Source organism: Pelotomaculum sp. PtaB.Bin117 (assembly GCF_002067195.1).
Lineage (GTDB): Bacteria > Bacillota > Desulfotomaculia > Desulfotomaculales > Pelotomaculaceae > Pelotomaculum_D > Pelotomaculum_D terephthalicicum.
On record NZ_MVQM01000141.1, the window covers coordinates 1 to 16,247 of the forward strand.

The 16,247-nt window shown below is 45.6% G+C and carries 18 protein-coding genes; 11 read left to right on the top strand and 7 right to left on the bottom strand.

The features are described 5' to 3' along the window. A partial coding sequence (locus A4E54_RS10005; protein ID WP_282442362.1) for a sulfite exporter TauE/SafE family protein occupies nt 1-806 on the bottom strand: 806 nt, incomplete at its 3' end. A 211-nt stretch (nt 807-1,017) separates the two neighbouring features. Between A4E54_RS10005 and A4E54_RS10010 the strand changes: the two genes are divergently transcribed. The 3 genes from A4E54_RS10010 (at nt 1,018) to A4E54_RS10020 (ending at nt 4,147) form a co-directional block, all read left to right on the top strand. Beyond that, entirely contained in the window at nt 1,018-1,953 is a 936-nt protein-coding gene (locus A4E54_RS10010; RefSeq protein WP_240084159.1) for a helix-turn-helix transcriptional regulator, read from the top strand. 260 nt (nt 1,954-2,213) lie between these two features. Continuing rightward, nucleotides 2,214-2,924 (top strand): ABC transporter ATP-binding protein, encoded by a 711-nt coding sequence (locus tag A4E54_RS10015; protein WP_240084160.1) that lies wholly within the window; start codon nt 2,214-2,216, stop codon nt 2,922-2,924. Then, nucleotides 2,921-4,147: an ABC transporter permease gene (locus A4E54_RS10020; protein ID WP_240084161.1), complete on the top strand. Its 1,227-nt coding sequence runs from the start codon at nt 2,921-2,923 to the stop codon at nt 4,145-4,147. Before A4E54_RS10015 ends, A4E54_RS10020 begins: the two co-directional genes overlap by 4 nt. A 65-nt stretch (nt 4,148-4,212) precedes the next feature. On the opposite strand, the gene A4E54_RS10025 is transcribed toward A4E54_RS10020, so the two are convergent. After that, a complete protein-coding gene (locus A4E54_RS10025; protein WP_240084162.1) occupies nt 4,213-5,163 on the bottom strand; it encodes an NHL repeat-containing protein in 951 nt (316 codons plus the stop codon). Nucleotides 5,164-5,417: 254 nt separating this feature from the next. Between A4E54_RS10025 and A4E54_RS10030 the strand changes: the two genes are divergently transcribed. The 4 genes from A4E54_RS10030 to A4E54_RS10045 all read left to right on the top strand — a co-directional run bounded on the left by A4E54_RS10030 (nt 5,418) and on the right by A4E54_RS10045 (nt 9,555). Beyond that, nucleotides 5,418-7,538 (top strand): TolB family protein, encoded by a 2,121-nt coding sequence (locus tag A4E54_RS10030; protein ID WP_240084163.1) that lies wholly within the window; start codon nt 5,418-5,420, stop codon nt 7,536-7,538. A 22-nt stretch (nt 7,539-7,560) separates the two neighbouring features. After that, nucleotides 7,561-7,746: a hypothetical protein gene (locus A4E54_RS10035; RefSeq protein ID WP_240084164.1), complete on the top strand. Its 186-nt coding sequence runs from the start codon at nt 7,561-7,563 to the stop codon at nt 7,744-7,746. Nucleotides 7,747-7,952: 206 nt separating this feature from the next. Beyond that, entirely contained in the window at nt 7,953-8,519 is a 567-nt protein-coding gene (locus tag A4E54_RS10040) for an RNA polymerase sigma factor (protein ID WP_240084165.1), read from the top strand. Nucleotides 8,520-8,526: 7 nt separating this feature from the next. Continuing rightward, nucleotides 8,527-9,555: a DUF4179 domain-containing protein gene (locus A4E54_RS10045; protein ID WP_240084166.1), complete on the top strand. Its 1,029-nt coding sequence runs from the start codon at nt 8,527-8,529 to the stop codon at nt 9,553-9,555. 90 nt (nt 9,556-9,645) lie between these two features. Here the strand turns inward: A4E54_RS10045 and A4E54_RS10050 are convergent, their stop codons facing one another. The 4 genes from A4E54_RS10050 to A4E54_RS10065 form a co-directional block, all read right to left on the bottom strand. Then, entirely contained in the window at nt 9,646-9,978 is a 333-nt protein-coding gene (locus tag A4E54_RS10050) for a hypothetical protein (RefSeq protein WP_240084167.1), read from the bottom strand. Nucleotides 9,979-10,278: 300 nt separating this feature from the next. Continuing rightward, complete coding sequence (locus tag A4E54_RS10055) at nt 10,279-10,740, bottom strand: sigma-70 family RNA polymerase sigma factor (RefSeq protein ID WP_240084168.1); 462 nt, start codon at nt 10,738-10,740, stop codon at nt 10,279-10,281. 108 nt (nt 10,741-10,848) lie between these two features. After that, nucleotides 10,849-11,040, bottom strand: coding sequence for a helix-turn-helix domain-containing protein (locus A4E54_RS10060; RefSeq protein WP_240084169.1), 192 nt, complete (start codon nt 11,038-11,040; stop codon nt 10,849-10,851). 16 nt (nt 11,041-11,056) lie between these two features. Next, a complete protein-coding gene (locus tag A4E54_RS10065; RefSeq protein ID WP_240084170.1) occupies nt 11,057-11,347 on the bottom strand; it encodes a hypothetical protein in 291 nt (96 codons plus the stop codon). Between the two features lie 882 nt (nt 11,348-12,229). On the opposite strand from A4E54_RS10065, the gene A4E54_RS10070 reads away from it, so the two are divergent. Genes A4E54_RS10070 through A4E54_RS10080 form a run of 3 tightly spaced genes read left to right on the top strand, consistent with a single transcriptional unit; the run spans nt 12,230 to nt 13,958 of the window. Next, on the top strand, nt 12,230-12,970 hold the full coding sequence (locus A4E54_RS10070; RefSeq protein ID WP_240084171.1) for a DUF881 domain-containing protein: 741 nt from the start codon (nt 12,230-12,232) through the stop codon (nt 12,968-12,970). A 27-nt stretch (nt 12,971-12,997) separates the two neighbouring features. Beyond that, entirely contained in the window at nt 12,998-13,708 is a 711-nt protein-coding gene (locus A4E54_RS10075) for a DUF881 domain-containing protein (RefSeq protein WP_240084172.1), read from the top strand. 58 nt (nt 13,709-13,766) lie between these two features. Then, on the top strand, nt 13,767-13,958 hold the full coding sequence (locus A4E54_RS10080) for a hypothetical protein (protein WP_286725990.1): 192 nt from the start codon (nt 13,767-13,769) through the stop codon (nt 13,956-13,958). A gap of 55 nt (nt 13,959-14,013) precedes the next feature. Here the strand turns inward: A4E54_RS10080 and A4E54_RS10085 are convergent, their stop codons facing one another. Then, on the bottom strand, nt 14,014-14,724 hold the full coding sequence (locus A4E54_RS10085; protein WP_286725991.1) for an S-layer homology domain-containing protein: 711 nt from the start codon (nt 14,722-14,724) through the stop codon (nt 14,014-14,016). A gap of 261 nt (nt 14,725-14,985) precedes the next feature. On the opposite strand from A4E54_RS10085, the gene A4E54_RS10090 reads away from it, so the two are divergent. Further along, on the top strand, nt 14,986-16,224 hold the full coding sequence (locus A4E54_RS10090; protein ID WP_240084175.1) for a multidrug effflux MFS transporter: 1,239 nt from the start codon (nt 14,986-14,988) through the stop codon (nt 16,222-16,224). Nucleotides 16,225-16,247 lie beyond the last annotated feature (23 nt).

Here is a 16,247-nt window from a genome sequence, read left to right on the forward strand (position 1 = left end):
CATTGAACATTTTCCCGACGTACTTTGTTAAATATTTTCACTGCGGAGATTATCAATATTAAGCCCAGGATCAGCTTTAATGACCCGCCGGAAACATAAAGAATTAGCATTCCGCCGATAAATGAGCCAATGATCGAACCTATCCCCATGGGTAGCACCAGTTCTTTAATATCTTGTTTTTGCGTGAAGGCACCATTGGCATAATGTCTGCCAAGTCCAATAATCACGGTTGGCAGACTGATCAGGATGCCGGCGGTTCCCGCCAGTTTAATATCGGCGCCAAAAACAAGAATTAACGTCGGAATAATTAACTCTCCCCCGGCAACTCCAAGCAGGCTGCTAATCATGCCGATTCCTGTTCCAAATGCCAGACCAATAAGCAGCAAAACCGGCAAAGGTGCTTGAACTCCTCTGGCAGCAAAGGGATAAAAAGATTCCCCAATAAGTAATAGCCCGATAGATAATAGCAGAGCCAAAATAACCTTCTCCAAGGCATGTTCGGATATTTTTTTGGTATAAAGCGCCCCAATATAAGCGCCGCCCATTCCTCCCGCAATTAATGATAAAATCACCGGTGCAAGCGGCAATAATTTAGCAAATGGTGCGCTGGGAATTCTAAAAATCAGAGATGATAAAAGTGTAATGAAACTTGCGGCTAAGTTAAGAGACACTGCCTGACGGGCTGAGTATTTGAACAGACCCACCAATACAGGCAGCCGGAACTCCGCTCCGCCCAAGCCGATTAACCCGCCCAAACATCCGATAGGGGCGCTTGTCAGCAAGGCATATAGGGGTTTTTTATTCATTAATCAGTCCTCCCTAATATTGAGCAAATACTAGTAATACATAACAGTGTTAAATACAACAGGATCCTGTTATTAAATGATACTATTTAATACTAATTGATACTATAATTAATCTTACAATATGTTATAATAGATGACAAGAAAAATTTTTATATTATTTCGTATTAAATAACATGGTTGATTCTTAGACAGAAATGTTTGAGGTGATTATATGACCGATTTATTGTCCTATTCTCCGGAAGAGATATGTAAGCTGTTAAAAATATCCAAGGGAACGGTTTACGAATTATTGAAGCGTGGAGAAATCCCTTCCTATCGCGTTGGTAAAAAAATAAGAATAAGTCAGACCGACCTGCAGGCTTATATGCATACAACGAATCCGGTACAAAAATCAACTGCTCCAATTAAACTGGGCTCATTGGAACAAATGATTATAGAAAATCAGGGATTAATTATCTGCGGGCAGGATATCGTCTTGGATGTGCTGACAAGATATCTGGAAAAAAAGAATCCGATGCTCCGTTCTTTACGTGCTTATGTTGGAAGTACTGATGGTTTGCTGTCGCTTTATCGTGGAACGGCAAATATCACGGCAGCTCACTTATGGGATGGCGAAACGGGAGAATATAATATCCCCTATGTCCGAAGATTGCTGCCAGGCCAACGGACTGTAATTATCAATTTAGTTTACCGCACCGTGGGGTTTTATGTAGCTCCCGGCAATCCCCTGGCTATTTATGATTGGCCGGACCTGCTCAGACCGAACATAACATTTTTCAACCGTGATAAAGGGTCTGGAGCGCGAGTGTTGATTGATGAGAGCTTGCGTAATCTAAACATTGATTCCCGTTCAATCAAGGGTTACGCGAATGAAGGAATGAGCCATATAGCAGTTGCCAGCGCAGTTGCCAGAGGGATTGCCGATGTCGGATTAGGTACCGAAAAAGCCGCTTTGCAGGTACCTAAAGTAGAGTTTGTTCCTTTGAAGAGAGAACGCTATGATTTAGTTATATATAAACATGATTTGGAAAAATCTAATTTCCAGACCTTGCTATCCATCTTAAGGTCAGTTGAGTTTAAAGACGAAGTAAAGGGAATGGGTGGATATGATACTTCAATAATGGGAGAAATTGTTGGGGAATTGTAAATATAGGGGTTGCAGGGTTTATTTTGGTGAATGCATGAAAAATGATTTGCACCCAATGCATGTTTCGCGGATGGTTGAGTCGATTCAGTAAATTAAGCCGGCAGGGGAGAAGGGGGTTAAGCTCCTTCTTTTTTGTGTCTCATGGTCTGCCTATGGCATAAGCGCCCGATTGCCATGGGGCTGATGCGCGAATATAATCTATGTAGGGACTAGTCTGCCGCGTCTTGCGGAACGCGGTTGACAAGAAAGAGGAAGTGTAAGTGGATATATTGCAGGTTCAAATCAAACATGCCGGTTATGCAAGCAATAAAAAAGCTGTTGAGAATATTAACTTCTCTCTGAAGAAGGGCGAACTGGCAGGGTTAATCGGACCCAACGGAGCCGGGAAAAGCACAACGATTAAAGCTATTTTGGGATTGTTGCCGGAGATGGAGGGAGAGGTGAAGCCGGCAGGGCAGAAGGCCAGGTATGCTTATATACCTGAAAACCCCGTTTTCTACGACGAGTTGACTTTGTGGGAACACCTGGAGCTGGCGGCGGCGGCATACGGCATGGCAGAATGTGAATTCCTGGCCGAGAGCGGGAAATTGCTTGAAATATTTCGCTTGCAAAAGGAAAGGCACCATTTGCCGGGCAGTTTTTCCAAGGGCATGCAGCAAAAGGTCATGCTCATTATCGGTTTCTTGATCAAAGCCGACATTTATATCGTGGACGAGCCTTTTATCGGGCTTGATCCAAGAGCGACAAGGGATTTTTTAAGCCTGTTGAAAGAAGAAAGCAAGCGCGGCGCCGGTGTGCTGATGTCGACGCATGTTCTGGACACGGCGGAAAAAATTTGTGATTCCTTTGTTTTACTGGCTGACGGAAAACTGGTTGCTCAAGGAAATCTGGCACAGATCCGTGAAATCTGCCGGATGCCGGGGGCTGCCCTTTTTGATTGCTTTAATAAGATCTTGGAGAACTTAGCATGATTTCGGCAACACAAATGTTTTTCAGACGAGTGAAATCGGAATGGAAATTTCAATACAAGGTGTGGAAAACCGCGATTGATTGGACGGTCGGTTTATATATCTTGCTGCCCGCCGTGCTGATTGGCCTGGACGGCTATATCTCGTTGTGGAAAAACCAATATGGCTGGATTGAGGCGCTGCCGTTTTATTGGCTTTTAACGCTTATTTATTTATTTGCCTGGTCGGGCGGCACCAGAACGTTTTTGGAAGAAGGAGACCAGCTTTTCTTGCTGCAGCGCAGGAGCTGGATCAGAAGAATTATGGCGTTCGGCGCCGGCTATACCGCAATGCTCAATCTCTTAGTGAGCCTTTTGGTTTTTTCCTTGCTTGCCCCGCTATTATTCATCAATTATAAGCTTTCCGCAGTCCAGTTTGCCCTGTTTCTTGGGTTTGTCTTTTTGTTCAAAACGAATACAGGCATGGCCAGACAGCTTTTTGAATTACGTTTTCAAGGCTGGAAACAGGTAATTGCCATGAAAATAGCATTTGTTTTAATGAGCTTTGTTTTCGTTAAAGGTGTCCTTTTTCTTCTAGGCCAGCCCCGCTTGCTTTTGAACGCCTGCGCAATGCTTTTAATTGCTCTCGGGTTCTTGACCAAAATGAGACTTGAGGTGAGGGGAAGTTTCTTCGACGATGTCGCCCGGGAGCAGCGTTACCGGTTAAGATATGCTTCTCTTTTGCTGAGCATGTCGGGTATAAACGTAAAAAGGCCAAAATCACCAAAGAAGCGTCCTTTAATCCTGCGCCATTCAAATCACCTGTTCCGGAAACGCCATGCCGTTAATTTATTGGTTGAGCTCTGTATTAAATCGGTTTTGCGAAATAATAGAAGTCTTTTGTTTTACGCGCAAATGGTGGCAGTCGGTATACTGCTCGTATTGTCTTTTCCCTTCTGGTGGAAGTGGATTATTTGGCCCGGGTTGGCTTGCCTGCTGGCTTTCCTGGCTGGCTTATACTGGAAAGAAGTTGTTTCCTCCGATTTTGTACAATTATTTCAATGGAAGTCCGGGGACAAGAGCGCGGCCGCCGGCAAATCCATGTTTCTGTTAATGCTTCCGGGATTTTTGCTGATCAGCCTTGCTGCCGGCTGGCAAACCTTTTCCTGGATGGGCGCTTGCCTGGCATTACCGGCCGGGATCGTCCTCGGTTACTACATAACTAAATTGATTGCAATTTTCATTTAAGACCAGGTAAGGCCGGGCGAAATTTTATTAACGGTATATGAAATTTTTTTTGTGTCTTTTAATGTTTAAGAATCGGCGGAAACAAAATTTAATTTTTCAAGGGTAACCTCGTGTTCACCTGTATTTAGGTGGTATAAAGAAGAACCTTTCTGGACCGTGTCGTTGGAGATATATTTGTATTTCTGCGGTAAAATTGATATTTCTGCAATTTTGCCGTCCTTATTTATTTTTTTTACCAGATCATTATAATTAGCCTTGTCCGTATCAGAATCAGTCTCGTGGGTTTGCACAATGATTTGATCATCTTCCTCGCCGAGATAGCTGGCTCCTACCAGCCAGTTTTCTGATTCAATGAGCAATTCATTTTCCAGCTTGTTATTGAAATCGTAAATTTGCATTATGCAGGCGTGCCCGATTTCATATCCTTTTTCTTTAATTAATAATGTCTTATATATCTTTTCTTCCGGGGTCAGGCGGCCTTTTTTTATTTCGATGATATTCGCGCTCTGGTTCTCCAGTTTGAATAAATATGATTGTCCACCTTCCTGGTCGGCTAACACTATATATGGTATGTTGGATTTTGTAATGCCAAAATCAATTAGAGGTTCAATCATTAAGCTGCTAATTTGGTAGCGAATAATATTTTCCGACTCCACAGTGCCGATAATTCCTTTAGAAGCGTCAAGTACATATAACCGGTCATCCGGACCGACACTTATTTTAACCACTGATAAGTCGTCCGGCAGTTTAAACGAGTCATCTTTTTTCCCGCTGGAGTCAAAAGACAGAATTCTGTTCTTCGCGGTATCGAGTAAATAAAACCCACCGTCTGATTTTATGGAAAAACATTCCGGACCCAATAGTGCGCCTGAACGTTCCATATAGTTTAGATCTTCCGGACCGGAACCGACTTTGATGGAGGATACCGCCTCATTCGCGGCTTTCTGTTTTGAGTTGGAACAGGCGGAACAAGCAAAGAAGGTTAATGTGAGTAAAAAACAAATTATTTTTTTCACGGCGCGTTTTTCCTCCGACTTAAATTAAGATTTAATTATTATTAACTAGTTTGTATAATATAGACAGTTTGATGACGAATAAAGTTCCGCATATTTTTCAGCCGTTACGATTAATTTGTGAACCCGTCTGTTTCTTACAACGTCTTTAATGTAGAGGTTGTCTTAATAGCTGAAGCGCGATGAGGTTTTGCCGGCAAGCGTTTGGACGTTGACGCTTACGGTTTGGCAGGAAATAAACTGTAGGGGAATATAAAATGTTTTCAAGGACTCTTGCAAGAGCTATTCTTTTGTTCCTGGCGCTTGCCGTTTTCTTAAGCGGCTGTGAGGACGGCGGGCCGGGTGAAAACGATCTTGCCGGCGGGGTGCGCGTTATGCTGAAACCGTTGGAAAATCTGCCTGTATTCCCCGGGCGGCTGGCAGTAATTAGCCAGGGAGACCTTTGGGTGCTGGAAAGCGGCAAGGAACCGCTGCAGCTGACCGGCGACGGCTGCAGCCATTGCCCGGCCTGGTCCCCGGACGGGCAATGGCTGCTCTTTTTCAAATATGATCCCGCTGAAAAATGGAATAGACACTACTCCTTGTGGGTTGCCCGCGCCGACGGCGGAGGGATTTACAGCATCGAGCCGGAAAAGCAGGTGCTGGATGCCCGGTGGTCCCCGGCAGCGAACAGTATAGCCTACCTTACGGCAAAACAGGGCGAAAGTGTTGGGAGCGGGGAATGCAAGCTGGCCGCAGTCACTGACAAAGGCCCCGGAGCTCCTCTGGCGCTGGCGGACGCGTCTGAAAAAATAATGAGCTTTTGCTGGCAGCCCACCGGCGAAAAGCTTGTTTATACAAGGGCGGAAGAGCATCCAAATGCAAAAGAAAATCTCACTATCAAGGTCACGCCTGTCAGCGGAGGCGAAACCAAAACGCTCCTTGACGTAGCGCCGGAATTTTTGCCGGATGCGGGAACTGCCCCTGCTTATCTGGGTGGTCTTACGTTTTCTCCCAATAACATTGACTTCAGCTTTTTCAGTTATCCTTTTTCAGCGTCCCTGACTGCCGACGGTGTGCCTTTATATGCAACAACAATGATGGGAAATGACCCCAAACAACTCGCGACCGCACTCGCTTACCCCGACTGGGTTGACTGGTCTCCCGGCGGCGACTGCCTGGCGTTCATTGAAGGCGGCGGCAGGGAATCTTTTTTCAACAAGCGGCTTTCCGTGGTGCCAATTAACCGTCCGGAAAAAGCGGCAATGCTCACCCCCGAAGGGTACGTCGACCGCGACCCGGCCTGGTCGCCAAAGGGTGATTTCATTGCGGTCAGCCGGTCGGAATCGTCGCGAGTGATTAGCGACCGGCGCGAGGAGTGGCCGCCGTCTTCAATCTGGCTGGCCAGCCCGGACGGTGCCGGGGCGAGGCAGATCAGCAGCGGTGAAGTTCCCGGCTGCTTGGACTGCAGCCCCTGGTGGGTCGAGGGCGGCGAAAGCCTGATGTGGGTGCGGCTGCAGGGGGAAAAAGCCTCGATCTGGCAGGCCGGGGCGGATGGAAAAAATGCTGGAAAAGTTTTTGAGGAACTGGATGTCCCCCAGGGCTATTACGGCGCCTATAAATGGGACGAGGTATTGGCCTGGCATCCGGGCGGGTTGTATCACCCCCTGCCTTTCCCCAGTGAACAGGCGGGAGAAATCAGATCTGTCGGCGACAATTACGTGCTAATAGACAGGACAACGTATGGTGATCACAATTACTACCTCGATCACCCTTCATCAGACGGAATGAAACTCATCGTCGGTTTTATTGAAACTGCGGAGTTTAAAGAATATAAAGACGGAGAACTCATCTTCAGGGCAAGAGGAGGCAGCGATACCGGCTACTTCCAGTTTCCTTACCTGTTGATTTACAATCCCGTCAAAGAAGAGTTGAGAAATGAGGAACTTTTCTTGCCTTTAAATGAACAGGAACAGGTTTCTTTCGGAAAACGCACCTGGAAGCAAGTTATTACCAATTTTGCAATAGAAGATCCCGTTATTCATTTCGACTTTAAGCCGGCGCCGGGAGAAGTACTTGCCGGTGGCCATCCCCTGCCGGAAACAACTGTGCAGTACAGCGAGGAAAATAACGAATTGGTATTCAGCTTTTTCAACGTGGAATTTGCTGATACTTTCCAGGATAATACGCATTTTGCAAGCCCCGGCCTGAAATTTGCGAAGGAGTTCAATTTTGAGCAACTGCCGGGGCGGCCGGGAGACGAGCAAACTCCGTCTCAGCCGCCTGTGGTGAGAGCAAGGATTTCGCTGGAAGGAAGTCCCCAGTATAACGCCGCGATATCATATTTCGGGGGAATCGGTTACGATAGAACTGTCCGGTGCACGGTAAACTTTCAGTAGTGAAGGAGAATTATAATGCGGAATGTATTCCACAGGTATTGAGCAAGCAATATATTTTGAATTTTTTCCTGATGACGGGGATGAGAGTACCCCGCTTCCTCTAATCTATGGGGAGATTAAAAACCGGGATATTACGCAAGTGTTGGTGCATGATATAGAATCTCAAGCACAGCAACAAGCTAAAATAATCAATATATTTTTTCAGTGACAGAAACGGCCCGTCCCTTGCAGGTGAACAGGCCGCTTCTTTATATCATCCCACCAATTTAGCTATCCGGGAAATTAATATACCCTTTCTACCATATAAAGAGAAAAAAGGAAGCCGTTTTGATACCCCTCTCAAAAAAAATTTACACTTGCACCATCCGTCGGAGCGTTTTCCTGCATCATATTATATGAGGGGGTGAAAGATGAGTGGGTAATAAAAGCGATCAATACATCACACTTGAAATGATATCGCGTATTTGCTCAGGAGATATCACTGCTTATGAAGAATTTGTCCGGGAGCAGTGGGCGGCTGCCGTTCGCACCTGCTGGCTGGTATTACGCAATGAATACGATGCGGAAGAAGCCGCGCAAAACGCTTTCATCAATTTATACAAGTGTCGTAGTCAGCTAAAGGATCCCAATAAGTTCCGCGTATGGTTTTATCAGATTTTGCTGAACGCGGCGCGCCAACAGTGGAGCCGCCGGCCGAATACGGCATCCGTGCCTGATATGGAGGTCATGGACCCTGCCGATAAGATTGATCAGACAGAGACCAGGATTGCGGTACGGGAAGCCATGCTTAATCTGGGCAAACAGGAAAGAATTGCGCTGGTTTTACGCTACTTTTGCGATTTAACTGACAGGGAAGCAGCGATTGTGGCAGGCTGGTGTCTTGGCACATATAAGTGGCGGCTTGCCAAGGCGCGTCGCCGGCTCGTCAGAAAACTTAAAGACGACGGTCAAACATTAAAAGAGCAATTTATAAAGGAGTGAATGATTCATGGATGAGTTGATTAAACAGGGAATACAACAAGATGCCGGTCACTGCCAGGTTCATTCCATTCCATGGGACCAAATTCGTGAGCGCGCTTTTGACGATACGAGCGCTAATACAACTTTTCAGAGGAATGCGGTAATTCACAAAATCTGTTACAGCTTTGCCGCCGTAGTTGTAATCGGCGCACTTGTGATCATGTCCGGTTTTATTTCCCCGGCCATAGCCAGGGCGCTGGAGCAAATTCCCGTTATCAACGCGGTGTTTAATTTTGTCGAAGACAGGGGAATTCAGAACGCAATCGATAAAGGTTTCGTTACACAGCCAAACCTAACGGCCACGGACAAGGATATTTCCGTTACCATAACAGATGTATTGTATGATCAGGGGAGGATCGATATTGGATATACAGTCACGACTTCCAGACCTAACCTTAATCCTGAAACTTTCCCCGGAGATTTGATCCTTCCTTTAGGAGCCCCGGGAATGCAGTTTTTTGCCAATGGTAAGCCTATTCAGAATACTACGCAGGCAACGTGTGAAAAGATGGATAACGGTCGGGTTGGGCTGGTGGAAATCTACCCCAGTGATGATTTACCTGAAACATTCAACCTGGAGGTGGCGATTCATCAAATCGGAAAGGAACAAGGAGAATGGCTGCTTGGGCCGATTCCTGTGTCAAGGAAAGACACAGATGCGGCCACCAGGACATTTTCACCAATGAAAAAAGAGACATTTGGAGAAACCTCTGTCATGGTAAAAGAAGTAAAGATTTCTCCGTTAAGCACGCTAATCGAGTATGAATCAATTCGCCCACTTACAGAGGAATTTTATTTTAGTGCTGTAATGGACGATAAAGAGAATAATATCCCGCAATGCGCTTCGATAAGACTGAGTCACCAAATTAAAGGAGATACGAAAATTACGATTGCCCGATTAGTATGTGAGGCACCCAAAAATATACCAGAATTTCTTGTTCTTGTTCCTCACACAGCCGGCAGCCAACAGCAAAACATAAAAATTCCACTAAAATAATGAGCATCCTTAAAGTATTGTGTTTAGATTTTATGAATTACTCCACCCTGCTCAGGGTGGAGTAATTCAGCCTATTATCCGGTTGTCACTTTAGTGATAATATATATGGCCATTTCCGTATGCAAGACCAGCCCCTTTGTTATAGATCCTCATTTTATAGGTTCCTGCTGCTACATTATTAAACGTAATTGTCGTACTTTTACTTGTATACAAACCATCAACCCGTATCTCCCCAGTGGTTTGACCACCACTTGTTGCTATGAGTTGGTAAGTAAGCCAGGCTGGGATCTGATTATCATAAAGATATGACCATTGCACTAAAACAACACTAACATCTTGCGTTTCTGATACAGTAAATGTATTTTTAGTATCAATAGGCTGTTCTGGTACCAGCCCTGTAAACTCATAGGATAAATATGGCATAAATCAAAACCTCCTTAATTTTTTAGTTTAATGTTGAGCTATTATAAACTTTACTCAGGGGTAAACTTACTCATTGCATAATGCTTGCGCCGCATTATGCTCAACGCTCGCTTCTTCACCTTCTGAACCACCGCCGGGACATTCCCGGCCTCTCAAATCCGCTTCTCCTTTTATAGCGCTTTCTAAAACAGTTGCTTATATTACTTTCTTCCAAAGTGAAGACAACGATTAAAGGGCGATTTGGACTAAACCAGACTCTTCTGCTTCACATGAGACATTGATGCTGCAGTAGTTGAGGCTCTACTTGCCGGCGGATTTATCCAGGGCAAAATACTTCCGCAACTTTTTCAACGCACGCTCTTTCGCGCGATGAACCACAGGCTGTGATATCCCCAGTTTCTTGGCTGCCTCTCGCTCGGTAAATCCATCCAGAATCGTTGCCCGCACCACTCTTTGCTCTTGTGGCGTTAACAACAAGAGGGCTTCCTGGACAAATATCATACCCTCGGCTTCACCGGGAACATCTACGGCAGCAGGAATGACATCAATCATGGTCAACTTATCGGGATCAGCGCTTTGAGACGCCGGACCATTCAGGAGCAAAAGCTCGTGTTCATTCAGTTGCCGGTACTTTTTAGTTAATCTGATTGCTTCATGGCGCAGGCCGGTTAAAAACCAAGCAATTGCCCGGGCTTCCTCTGGATCAAAATCATGAACACCAGATTTTCCAGAAGAACCGTCAAGTACAATGAATAATCTCACCTCCCATCATGGTAACTAACTTGCCCTCTTACCATATAAAGAGAAAAAAGGAAGGCTTTTTGATACCCCCCTGTCTTAAAAAAGTTTTCTATTTTTATCTGCAAGTTTTTAAGCGGGATATTGATGAATCGCGTTCATTAACCAAATTACCAGATCTGAATAACATTCAAAATAATGACCCGATCTGCGGCTATATTTTTTAACTGCCGGATTTAATCGATAAACCATTTGAACAAAAGCCTTCTCATCACCACTCTTAGCCCTTGCAACTAACTCATGGAACTTGGTTTTTCTTTCCAAGTCACTCAACCTCCCTTTACCTTTCAGAACCACCAAACAATCGATCATGAATCACCTGCCAGCTTCCCATGGCGGAAGCCGCCACCAGCAAACCATTAAGAACACAAAGCGGAACATTTTTTATCGTAAAACTCCCTGCGGCGATATCGGCCAGAAAAACGATTCCTTCAGCTACCACCACCACAAGACAGCGAGTGGAAAAACGCTTCAAAAAACCAAGATCCTTAATGGAATCAACCACCAGAACAGTCGCGGCCACCGCGCCAGCTAGGGTGCCAAGAGTAGCATAAGTAAACAAATCCTGCATTCCATCACCACCTCTCGAAGATAAAAAGTATCTATATGTATAGAAACGTGCAGATCAAAAAACATTGGCGGGACTGTTATAAGGTATTACATACCTTAGATCCAATGTTTTACACTTCTATCTTTCGACAGGTTTTGTCTTATTTCCTATATTTAACTGGTATTCTATAATATAGACGATTATAAGCAAAAAATAGTTCTACATATTTTTCAACCAGATCTAAAATAGTTTGTCACTCAATTACCATACTTTGGCTAAAACGTCACTTATTCCTGGCATTACTCACGGATCATAGCCATGGAAGCGCGAAACAAACTTCGGATTTCCTTTGTCTAGCTTGAGCCGATTTGAATTAGAACTCCATAATTAGCGCACGTTCCGAAAAGCCTTTTGAACTTAAGAACATACAGTCCTGTAATCAACTCATTAGGCGCTAGCGTTTCATGTATTAGCTTATAAATCCAAACGCATTTTATTAACTCTCTACTATGTAAAGAGAAAAAAGAGGGGCTTTTTGATGCCCCCCCCCCAAAAATTTTTATTGTTTTTGTCTCTAAATTCCCAGCGTTCTTTGAATAATAAATGTTTGCTGTATATGATTATCAATACATCAAGAGCAGAACAATGCTCCCCAAAGAATGGTTCATTATGATTAGTTTTGTGAACCTGTCTGTTTCTCACAACGTCTTATATATAGAGCTCATGAGAAATAGATTAGTTGAAACGATAGCTTGGCAAGACGAACAGTATTGACACCAAGGGGAATTCCCGTTGCAAGGTTGTTAGACTGCCGGACAAGTATTATCAAAGGTCAAAACATGAATTTAAAAATGTTGATCGCAAAAGTTTAGTCAGTTCAGTAATTGTAGAGAGCGGGCGGAGATGAGTAGCTTGAGGTTTAAAAGTTACTATTGGTCAGTGGTCCTGGTCGGCCTTGTTCTTGGAGTAATGCTATCTGTGCAATTCCGTATTACCAGGGATGTGCAGCATAATAAGGCTATCCAGAGAGCACAAGAATTGGCGGACCAGGTGGAACAGATGAAAAAAGAACACGAAGTTCTGCAAGCGCAATTACTCAGAATGCGCGGGCAACTGGAAGGTTTGTCCAATGAGTCTCTCTCGCCGCAAATTAAAGAAGAGATGGAGCTCGCGACGATTTTCGCAGGTTTGACCAAGCTTACCGGCAGCGGTGTGGAAGTGACCTTAAGAGACAGCAACGCTTCACAAAAATTCATAGACAATCCAAACGCCTATCTCGTGCACGATGAAGACATATTAAAAGTAGTGAACGAACTTAAAGCGGCAGGAGCCGAGGCTGTCGCGATTAATGGGCAGCGCGTGATAGCCGCCACCGAGATCAGCTGCAACGGCCCCGCTATCAGAATCAATAAAAAAGCGCTTGCTCCTCCTTTTGTCATAACTGCCATCGGCAGCCCTGAAACCATGGAAAGCGCCTTGAAGATGAGGGGCGGTGTAATTGACTACTTGCAGTTTTTTGGCATCCAGGTTTCGGTTAAAAAGCTGGAGCAGCTAACAATCCCGGCTTATTCGGGAAGCATCAAGTCGGATTATATAATAGAAGCGGATATTGACACTGAGTTTAACGCGTTAAATCAATCTTAAAAAAGAGCTCAGAGAGAGGTTTTAAGTTTGAAGAAAAGGATTTTTTTCTTGTCAATTTCCTTCGTTGCCGTTTTGTCGGGAGTGATCCTGGGCTACCAGTTTCGCGCCACCAGCGCCGGCAATAATGTTGTCCCCCTGGATAGAGAGCAGGAATTGGCTTTGGAGAAAAAAAGCCTGGTAGAGGATTTGTATGAAATGCGGGTAGAAATTTCCGATCTGTCAGCCAGGCTGGACCAGGCCGGGGTAGGGCAAAGAGAGGCTGAGCAAGCGCTGGAAAGGGAACTGGCCAGAATAAGACGATTTGCCGGCTTAGCCCCGGTGTCCGGGCCGGGAGTGGAATTGGTTGCGCAAATTCACCCGGAGCAGGATGGGCCCGGTACTGTCCAGCCCCCAAAAGATATCACCGACGAACATCTTTTAAAAATTGTTAACGAATTAAACAAAGCGGGCTCGGAAGCCATAGCCATAAATGGCCAGCGGATCACGCCCATCAGCGAGATACGCTTGGCCGGCAGCCACATCAACGTTAACGGGACTCCCATTTCACCTCCTTACCATATCACCGCCATCGGCAATGCCTCCGCTATAAAGAGCAGGCTGGAATTAAAAGGCGGCCTTGTCGACATCCTTAACGAATATGGCATTTCTGTTGAAACGCAGGAAAGAAATGAAGTTATGATACCGGCTTTTGCAGGGGAGCTAAATTTTGAATATGCGAAACCTCTAAAAGAGAACTAATCCCCATACGTTATTCACCGACATAATATGCCATGAAATCCCAACACGAAGTATAGCCGTGAAAACCGAAAAGATCCTCCCTACAGGAAGCAGTTCCGCTAATTTTTCCGGCTGCCCGCCGTCAGCCCTGATTATCCAGAGCGTGTTGTCCCGCGCGTACAGGATGCGGTCCCCATCTTTAGCCCAGAGCGGCTGGCATACGCCTGTTCCGGCCGCGGTTAGGGATGAGCGCCAGTCGCCCGTCACCTAAAGCAGACCCTGCCGGACGAAAGCCAGATCGCCTTGATCCTTGAAGGCCGCCGTATTTACATCCGGGGATTCGCTGCCGGATCGCCGGAGGCCGGTGAACTTCCTGGTTCCGCCGCTTGAACAGGCGTGGCGACAGCCAGGGTTTTTAAAGTTTGATTTAAAATGGTTGCCAGTTCCGCACGCGTTATTTTCCCGTCAGGCCTGAATTCATTGCCGGTGTACCTCATTATGCCGGTGTTGAAGACAAAGCTGATGTCGGATTGTTGTTTTTGGGTCAAATTTGTCGTGTCGGTATAATCCGGCCACATCATCGTGGTAACTACCGACAGCTTTTTGGCCGTAAAAGAATCGACTATCGCGCTGGCTGCTTCGGCTCTGGCAATAGTTTCATGGGGCCTAAATTTTCTGTCAGCGGTATTAAAGATATTTTTATAGCCTGTAATCATGGCAGCCTTGCCGTACCATGAATTATCCTCCACGTCGTCATACAGGTCGGCGGGGACAGGCGCTTTGATAAACTGTAAATCATCTATATTCAAATCAAAGGTTTTCACTAAACATACCGCCAGTTGCGCCCGGTCAACAAACTCGTCCGGGCTGAATTTATTATCCCCCGTGCCGAGCATTATCCCTTTTTCGTAAACGGCTTCAATATCGGCGGAGGCTTGATGCGACTGAATGTCGTCAAAGGGTGCCCGGGCAAAGCCGGCGTGCGGGGCTATTAGAAGAGCTGATAACAAAAAAAACATAAGGAAAGCGCGTCTCATTTTTTTCTCCTCTTTCTCTAAATTGTATTTAAATTATGGACGACGGAAGACATGAAAAGGTTCACGCTAAAGCGGATAGAAAAAATTGGGTATGGTAATAAAGAGTAAGCAACGGCCGGCTTTTGCATGGGATACCAATAGCGAGAAGGTGTAAACACAATAATGTCGAAAATGTAAGTAATAATCATATCGGACGAATGGGTGGACTTATTCATACTGTAAAAAATAATAAAAGTTGAGCACGAGAAAAAACGAGAAAAAATGAACGACAATAACGACAGAGATAATTCTGCCATAAAAACAACAATAAAACAGAAATACCTGGGTAATAAAGGCATAGTTGTATTTTTAGCGCTGCTAAGCGCTTTTGTGCCGCTTTCAACCGACCTATATCTCCCTGCCTTACCCACCATGACGGATTATTTCCAGGTGCACGAATTCCAGACAAATCTTACCCTGATTCTGTTTTTTATTTTTTTCAGTCTCGGAACTTTGGTCTGGGGGCCGTTGAGCGATAAATACGGGCGCAGGCCCGTTTTGCTTGTTGGTCTAACCGGCTATACTATTGCAAGCGTTTTGTGCGCCGTTTCGTTGAACGTCTACCAACTGATATTTTTCCGGATTCTGCAGGCTGCCGGTGGAAGTGCCGCCAACGCTTTGGCAACGGCTATTGTCAAAGACATGTATTTGGGCAGAAAACGTGAATCAATTCTGGCGCTGGTACAGTCAATGGTAGTGATCTCACCTGCCGTGGCGCCGGTCATAGGGGCGCTGTTGCTGACATTTACCTCCTGGAGAGGAGTTTTTGTCGCTCAGGTAATTATCGGCGTCATTGCCTTCACCGGAGCGGTCGTGTTTCAGGAAACGCTGAAGTTGCGAAGCAGGGGCAACCTCATTAATACATTAGGGCGGCTTGTCGTGGTGCTCAAAAACCCCGGGTTTTCTTCCTTGCTTATTATTTTCTCAATGACGGCCATACCAGGGATGGCATTCATATCGTCATCTTCTTACATCTATCAGGACACTTTCAGGTTGAGCAGCCAGGTATACAGCTATTATTTTGCCTTCAACGCCGCGGGCATGCTGATCGGACCGCTGCTCTACATGAGACTTTCAGCTCAATTTAAACGATTTTCGATCATTAACGCCTGCTTCGCCGCTATGATCTTGAGCGGGTTTCTGGTTTGCGCGCTGGGAAGGCTCGGACCGTGGGTGTTTGCGGTATTGCTGCTGCCCGCGACGATCGTGGGAAGCTGCACCCGCCCGCCGAGCACATATCTTATGCTGGAACAGCAGAAAGGCGATGCCGGTTCGGCATCGTCGCTGATGAGTTCGTGCGCGACAGTGATGGGAAGTGTGGGAATGATAATCGTTTCCCTGGGTCTGGGTAATTTAGTTCTGATTGTCGGCGCGCTGAACATTATATTCGGATTGCTTTGCGGAGGATTGTGGCTGGCCGTAACAAAAAGACCGTTTTTAAATGTTGTGCGGGAAATGTGAAACAATAGGGCAATAGATAAGAA

Bases quoted from the DNA above. Each gene is read 5' to 3' on its own strand.
- A4E54_RS10065 (WP_240084170.1), bottom strand. From the start codon at position 11,347: ATGCAGGATTTGTTTACTTATGCTACTCTTGGCACCCTAGCTGGCGCG.
- A4E54_RS10050 (WP_240084167.1), bottom strand. From the start codon at position 9,978: ATGCCATATTTATCCTATGAGTTTACAGGGCTGGTACCAGAACAGCCT.
- A4E54_RS10010 (WP_240084159.1), top strand. From the start codon at position 1,018: ATGACCGATTTATTGTCCTATTCTCCGGAAGAGATATGTAAGCTGTTA.
- A4E54_RS10090 (WP_240084175.1), top strand. From the start codon at position 14,986: ATGAACGACAATAACGACAGAGATAATTCTGCCATAAAAACAACAATA.
- A4E54_RS10045 (WP_240084166.1), top strand. From the start codon at position 8,527: ATGGATGAGTTGATTAAACAGGGAATACAACAAGATGCCGGTCACTGC.
- A4E54_RS10035 (WP_240084164.1), top strand. From the start codon at position 7,561: ATGTATTCCACAGGTATTGAGCAAGCAATATATTTTGAATTTTTTCCT.
- A4E54_RS10070 (WP_240084171.1), top strand. From the start codon at position 12,230: ATGAGTAGCTTGAGGTTTAAAAGTTACTATTGGTCAGTGGTCCTGGTC.
- A4E54_RS10030 (WP_240084163.1), top strand. From the start codon at position 5,418: ATGTTTTCAAGGACTCTTGCAAGAGCTATTCTTTTGTTCCTGGCGCTT.
- A4E54_RS10020 (WP_240084161.1), top strand. From the start codon at position 2,921: ATGATTTCGGCAACACAAATGTTTTTCAGACGAGTGAAATCGGAATGG.
- A4E54_RS10085 (WP_286725991.1), bottom strand. From the start codon at position 14,724: ATGAGACGCGCTTTCCTTATGTTTTTTTTGTTATCAGCTCTTCTAATA.